General features: G+C 52.8%; 6 protein-coding genes and 1 tRNA gene. 6 read left to right on the forward strand and 1 reads right to left on the reverse strand.

Annotated features, from left to right (window positions below):
- Positions 1–559: 559 nt before the first annotated feature.
- The gene (locus B2Z72_RS14395) at positions 560–1,549 is read right to left on the reverse strand and encodes an adenosine kinase (RefSeq protein WP_296982027.1); all 990 of its coding nucleotides are present in this window, start codon (positions 1,547–1,549) and stop codon (positions 560–562) included.
- A gap of 111 nt (positions 1,550–1,660) precedes the next feature.
- Here B2Z72_RS14395 and B2Z72_RS14400 point away from each other — a divergent pair, with 111 nt between their 5' ends.
- From B2Z72_RS14400 to B2Z72_RS14425, 6 genes are all read left to right on the forward strand, one after another.
- On the forward strand, positions 1,661–2,821 hold the full coding sequence (locus B2Z72_RS14400) for a potassium channel family protein (RefSeq protein WP_296982029.1): 1,161 nt from the start codon (positions 1,661–1,663) through the stop codon (positions 2,819–2,821).
- A 52-nt stretch (positions 2,822–2,873) separates the two neighbouring features.
- On the forward strand, positions 2,874–3,149 hold the full coding sequence (locus tag B2Z72_RS14405; protein WP_296982030.1) for a hypothetical protein: 276 nt from the start codon (positions 2,874–2,876) through the stop codon (positions 3,147–3,149).
- A gap of 276 nt (positions 3,150–3,425) precedes the next feature.
- Complete coding sequence (birA, locus tag B2Z72_RS14410) at positions 3,426–4,382, forward strand: bifunctional biotin--[acetyl-CoA-carboxylase] ligase/biotin operon repressor BirA (RefSeq protein WP_297005145.1); 957 nt, start codon at positions 3,426–3,428, stop codon at positions 4,380–4,382.
- Complete coding sequence (locus B2Z72_RS14415; RefSeq protein WP_296982035.1) at positions 4,363–5,076, forward strand: type III pantothenate kinase; 714 nt, start codon at positions 4,363–4,365, stop codon at positions 5,074–5,076. The genes birA and B2Z72_RS14415 overlap by 20 nt, the downstream gene beginning before the upstream one ends.
- Entirely contained in the window at positions 5,049–5,708 is a 660-nt protein-coding gene (locus tag B2Z72_RS14420) for an SPOR domain-containing protein (protein ID WP_296982037.1), read from the forward strand. The genes B2Z72_RS14415 and B2Z72_RS14420 overlap by 28 nt, the downstream gene beginning before the upstream one ends.
- 120 nt (positions 5,709–5,828) lie before the next feature.
- A tRNA-Tyr gene (locus tag B2Z72_RS14425) sits at positions 5,829–5,912 on the forward strand.
- The last annotated feature ends 88 nt before the right edge of the window (positions 5,913–6,000 follow it).

Genomic DNA, 6,000 nt, shown 5'->3' on the forward strand with positions numbered 1-6,000 from the left:
GCAATGTCGGGGTTACTGTCGTCGGTTTCAGACCTGAAAGCGATCTGAGTGGTAATCCTGATTGCAGTCAGTTGAAAAGTTATCCCAAGAATGGCTGCTCACGGTAAAGTTATTAACAGAGTCCTGTGAGTATCCTGAATAAAACCTGAGGGTAATCTCTGAATAAAGTACATTTTTGTCGGTTTTATGACCAGGCGAATTGATTGGTTTTTTTTAAGTTATTGATTTTTAAAGGTTAATTTATTTTTCAGGGTGGTTGGAAATAAATTGGAGCATTTGTACCACTCCCTGCAGGAAATATTGCAAAAAGGTAAAAAACAACCCTTGTTTTTACTTTGTAAACGGCTTATATGGCGCTTCTGTTACGCTTTATTCACAGATTCTGTGGATAAGTTTGAGCATAAGTTGATGAAAAATCCCCTTGTCCCTCGGGGTATGTAACAGGGGGTTGGATTGTTCAAAAAGTGATCAGTCGGGTTTTGCCAACAGGTAAAGAAAAGCCCACCGCAGAGGTGGGCTTCAGAGTGCCGGGCTGTACGCGCATGACCCGGACAGTCGATCAGAGTGCGGCTTTCAGCGGCTCGTGCTGTTCGGCTTCCAGACGAGGACCGAACTGGCTGACAACCTGTGCCGATGCTGCCGAAGCCAGACGGCCGGCAGCGGCAAAGTCATGGCCATGGGTAATGGCATAGAGGAATGCGCCGGCAAACATATCGCCTGCGCCATTGGTATCCACTGCCTTAACCGGATTCGGCGCAATCTTATGCAGGGTCTCACCATCAAAGGCCACTGCGCCTTCACCGCCCAGCGTAATGGCGAAGGTTCTGGCGTATTGCTTCAGTGATTCGATGGCGTCATCCAGGTGGTCTGTATCTGCCAGCAGTTTGGCTTCCTGTTCGTTGCAGAACAGCAGGTCAACGCCATCGCCCAGCATTTCCAACAGGCCGTCTTTAAAGAACTGCACCATGGCCGGGTCAGAGAAGGTCATGGCGACTTTCACGTTATGTTTATGCGCCAGCTCACGCACTTTAATGGCAGCACTGCGGGACGTGTCAGAGGTCACCAGATAGCCTTCGATGTATACATATTCTGAAGCCGCCAGAGCGTCCTCGTGAATGTGTTTCTCTTCCAGATTGCTGGTGATGCCCAGGTAGGTGTTCATGGTGCGTTCGGCATCCGGCGTCACCATCACCAGACATTTACCGGTAACGCCTTCATCACGGGCGCCATCCATATTGGTGTCGACACCGGCAGCTTTTAAATCGGCAACGTAGAAATCGCCGGTTTCGTCACTGGCAACGTTACATGTGTAAAAGGTTTTCGCGCCGAAATAGCTGGCACCAATAATGGTATTCGCGGCACTGCCACCACAGGCGCGTTTTTTCAGGCCGTAACCGGAGTTCAGGGTGTCCAGCATTGAGGCCAGCTGCTGTTCGTCGATCAGGGTCATCATGCCTTTTTCGATACCGGCTTTAGTAAAGAAGGCGTCATCGATTTCAAATTCCTGGTCGACCAGGGCATTACCAATGCCGTAGATGTGGTAACTCATTCGGGTGTCTCCGTGTTCTGTGTCGCGATTTGTTGCGCGGAGTGTAGCGGATCGGCGCGGTTTTTTCAGGCGCTACTGTCAGAGCGGCGGCAGCGGGGTTATGATTCGCCCATGAATCATCAGGCACGCTCCAACAGTTCAGAACGCAATAAGGTTACGCGCTTTATCAGCCGTCATAACCGCGTGCGTCATGCCGTCTATCAGACGGATCGTAAGATTCTCCGTTCTGTGCTGCGCTCCGGTCTGCTGTTGCTGTCGTTTGCGCTGCTGCATGTGGTGGCCATGATGTGGCTCGAAGGCATGGAAATGTGGCCGGCGGTCTGGCTGACCCTGACCACACTGACGACGGTTGGCTACGGCGACTATTCAGCTGAAACTCAGGCCGGGCAGATTGCTACTGCGGTACTGATGTTCATCTGTGGCATCACTCTGATGACTTTCTTAATCAGCGACTATGTGGATTTTCGCATCGCGCGTCGTGAACGTATCCGCACCGGACACTGGGACTGGAATATGGCCGAACACATACTCATCATCAATTCACCCAAATATAACGGCGAAGCGTATTTTCTGCGCATGATCAGCCAGATCCGGGAAAGCGAAGAGTATCGTGATACACCGATTCAGCTGCTCAACGAAGAGTTTGCTGATGGCCTGCCAGAGAGTCTGCGGGCACTGGGGGTTGTGCATACCACCGGCTCGGCCAGTCGTCCGCAGGATCTGGAGCGCGCCGGAGCTGAGCGGGCCAGTCATATCGTGGTACTGGCCCGGGACGAATATTCCGCCGACAGCGACAGCTATACCTTTGATATTGCTTACCGCCTGTATAAGCAGCAGCTTGGTCACATCACTATTGTTGAGTGTGTGGAAGACGAAAACCGTCAGCGTCTGAAAGATCTGCAGATTAAAACGGTATTGCGGCCGATCCGCTCTTACCCGGAAATTATCGTGCGTGCCATGGTTGCGCCGGGGGTTGAGCTGATCATCGAAGATATGTTCACCCATGCAGATGATCATCCGGTGCGTTTCCCTGTATGGCTGGAAGGTGAGCGCTGGGCCGACGTCGTCAACGCCATTATTCAGGCTAATCTGGGGACGCCGCTGGCGTACGTCACCAAAGACGGCGAAGTGATTACGCACCCGGACGGTAACCATAATGTGCATGCACAGTCGCTGATTATTCTGGTGCACACTGAAAAAACACCGACCATTCGTGATGTGCAGCGGGCGGTGGAGGTGCATTTCAATATCCATGCCGCTAAGCTGGACTGACCTGGTCGAAATCTGGTCAGTTCTTTATTCAGGCAGTAAGGCTGGTACCTGTATGCGTCCTTCTTCCGGCATGACCGGGTTAGTGCTGATCTCCCTTATGATTGTTGTCGCCGGGATGAACAGCGTCACAGACATGATGAGCGGTGCCGGTGACCGGCACACCGCCGATTGTGAGTACTGCGCCATCAATGAGCGCCCGGTCTGGGTGCCGCCGGCAGGGCTCTCGTTACCTGCATTGCTGCTTGATCTTACCCCGCAGTCCCTGATGCTTCTGCTTACGCCGTCGCTTTACAGCGATTCTGAAGCATCGTCCGCCCAGGCTTCCTGACAGGCATAGATCCTGAACACCTCGAGCATGGCCTGAGTGAAAGGCGTGCTGAACGATCTTCTCAACATAGTAATATCCTCCTGCCCATCTTCTTATAGTTATAGTGGATTAGCTGTCAGAAACTAATTGAATCTCACTATGCATACGATAGGTCACTGACGTTGATCTTACCGCCAGTGGGTTACAGGCCCGGTCCTGTGCTTAGTCCTGTGCTTAATTGCCGCGCAGATGCTGCAGCGGGGCGGATCATGTATATTGCCCCGGCGGAGGAGCGACATGCTGAATAAAATTCTGACGGTGCTGGCGGATGGCCAGTTTCATTCTGGTGAAGAGCTGGGAGAGGCGCTTGGTGTCAGCCGGGCAGCGGTATGGAAGCAGATGAAAAAGCTCGATGAGCTGGATATTCCGTATTCGTCGGTGAAAGGACGTGGCTACCGCTTGCAGGACGGCATTGAACTGCTCGATCAGCAGCGTATTCAGCAGGCGCTGACTCAACGTCTGGATATTCTCGACATCCTGCTGGATGTGAACTCCACCAATACCTATCTGTTTGAGCGTGCCGGTGATCACATGGGCAAGCGCTACGCAGTGCTGGCCGAAAAACAACTCGGTGGGCGCGGCCGGCGTGGCCGTCGCTGGGTGAGTCCATTCGGGAAAAATATTTATTTGTCGCTGCTGGCGTCGTTCAGTGGTGGCATCGCTTCGCTGGAAGGTCTCAGTCTGATGACAGCTATTGCCGTTGAGCGCGCGCTGGTCAGGCTGGGCATCGAAGGCATAGGTTTGAAATGGCCGAATGATGTCTATGCCAATGGCAAAAAACTGGCCGGCATTCTGCTTGAAGTCACTGGCGAGTATTCCAGTCATTGTCAGGTGGTGATCGGCATTGGCCTTAATTTATCGCTGAGTGAACAGGATGCCGCGGAAATCGAACAGCCATGGGCGGAACTTAAATCCCTGAAGCCCGATCTTTCCCGTAATCAGGTTGCCGCAGCGGTCCTCGACGAACTGCTGAAAGTCGTCGATGAATTTCAGCGTGAAGGCTTTGCACCGTATCAGCAATATTGGGCAGAGCGTGACATATTTATGGGGCGTGAAGTGCGGATTATTGCACCGGGTCATGAAACACCCGGCGTTGTTAAAGGCGTTAACCGTAAAGGCGAACTGATGCTGCGTACGGAAAAGGGAATTGAGATCATTAATGCCGGAGAAATCAGTGTCCGTGCTGCTGATTGATCTGGGCAACACCCGGCTGAAATGGCAACTGCGTAACGCCAGCCGGATTGCTGCCAATGGTGTGTCCGCCTATGACGACGGGCTCACGGAAAATCTCCCGGATGCTGATAAAGTGCTGGTGGCGTCGGTACGCGAGCGTGCGGATATTAAAAGCGCCCTTGAATACCGTTATGGCAAACGGCTGCACTGGTTAGGTGAAACGCCAGCGCAGGTGACTCTGATTGCACACTGCTACAGTCAGCCTTCGCGTTTAGGTGTGGATCGCTGGCTGGCTATGCTCGGTGCCCGGCAACATAAGCAAGGTGCGTTGCTTGTTGTGGATGCCGGAACGGCGCTGACGGCGGATCTGTTATCGGCTGAGGACCGGCATGAGGGTGGTTTTATTGTTCCCGGGCTGGCATTGTCAGCCCAGGCATTATTTAACAGTACTGACCGGGTGAAATCGTATCTGGATGAGCAGGGCGGGATTAACACCGGGCCTGGCACCAGTACCGTGGCCTGCGTGGTGCAGGGCGCAAGACGGCAGCAGCTGAGTTTTGTGCACTCTCTGCTGGTGGATTTTCCCGCCCATGAGTTAATGATTACTGGTGGCGATGGTCAGTGGTTAAGCACTGAATTAAAGCTGAATTTTTATTCTGATCTTGTATTTGATGGTATGGACTCCTTATGCGCTGGATCTTTTTTACCCTGGTAGCCGGAAACCTGCTTCTGCTGGTGGTGTTCTGGCAGAAACAGAATCAACCGCTGGCGGATATGCCGGTAGCAGAAATACAGAATAAAGGCCGGACTCTGTTGCTGGTCAGTGAAAGTGACGGTGTGCTGAAGCCTGTGGTGCAGAAAACTGCCAGCAGAAACACGCCAGACCAGCTGTGTTACGCCGCCGGTCCATACAGTGACGAACTGGATGCAAAACATCTGTTGGCGCGGGTAGCGGCTGTTGGACTCAATGGCCATATTAAAACGCTTGAAGTCACCACGGATAATCCGGCGGAATATTGGGTGCACGTGCCACCACGCTCGGGGCGCGAAGAAGCGTTACGCACACTTAAAGAATTGCAGCGCCGCAACATCGACAGCTACATCATCACTCAGGGCGACCTGGCGGAAGGTGTGTCGCTGGGGCTGTTCCGCAAGAAAGAGTCGGCAGAAAGTGTGCGTGATAAAGTTGCGCAATACGATATTCCGGTTGATATCCGCGTAGTGAATGAGTCATCCCGGGAGTACTGGGTAGAGGTAAAAGAAGTCTCTCAACTCAATGAACGCATGCGCGAGCGCATCCAGGCTGGCGACGATCAGATCAGCTGGGAAATGGCTGAATGTGAGTAAAGCCGCCGCTGCGGGCGGGGTTATTGCAGGGATTTCTGCAAGTAAATCGTAAGTTAATAATAAATAAGCAAAAAAAGTGTTGACAGTATCCGGCTCTGTGAACATAATGCGCGCCAATTCGGTGGGGTTCCCGAGCGGCCAAAGGGATCAGACTGTAAATCTGACGCGAAAGCTTCGCTGGTTCGAATCCAGCCCCCACCACCATTTTCAGACAGTGAATCACTGTCGAAACAGCCTGGAACGCTGAACTGCCTGGGCTGATTGCGACGCGGGTATAGTTCAATGGTAGAAC

Source organism: Thalassolituus sp. UBA6592, assembly GCF_002433655.1.
Classification (GTDB): Bacteria; Pseudomonadota; Gammaproteobacteria; order Pseudomonadales; family Oceanobacteraceae; genus Venatoribacter.

Excerpts from the sequence above, each read along its gene's own strand:
- B2Z72_RS14420 (WP_296982037.1), top strand. The coding sequence starts at position 5,049 with ATGCGCTGGATCTTTTTTACCCTGGTAGCCGGAAACCTGCTTCTGCTG.
- B2Z72_RS14395 (WP_296982027.1), bottom strand. The coding sequence starts at position 1,549 with ATGAGTTACCACATCTACGGCATTGGTAATGCCCTGGTCGACCAGGAA.
- B2Z72_RS14405 (WP_296982030.1), top strand. The coding sequence starts at position 2,874 with ATGCGTCCTTCTTCCGGCATGACCGGGTTAGTGCTGATCTCCCTTATG.
- B2Z72_RS14400 (WP_296982029.1), top strand. The coding sequence starts at position 1,661 with ATGAATCATCAGGCACGCTCCAACAGTTCAGAACGCAATAAGGTTACG.
- birA (WP_297005145.1), top strand. The coding sequence starts at position 3,426 with ATGCTGAATAAAATTCTGACGGTGCTGGCGGATGGCCAGTTTCATTCT.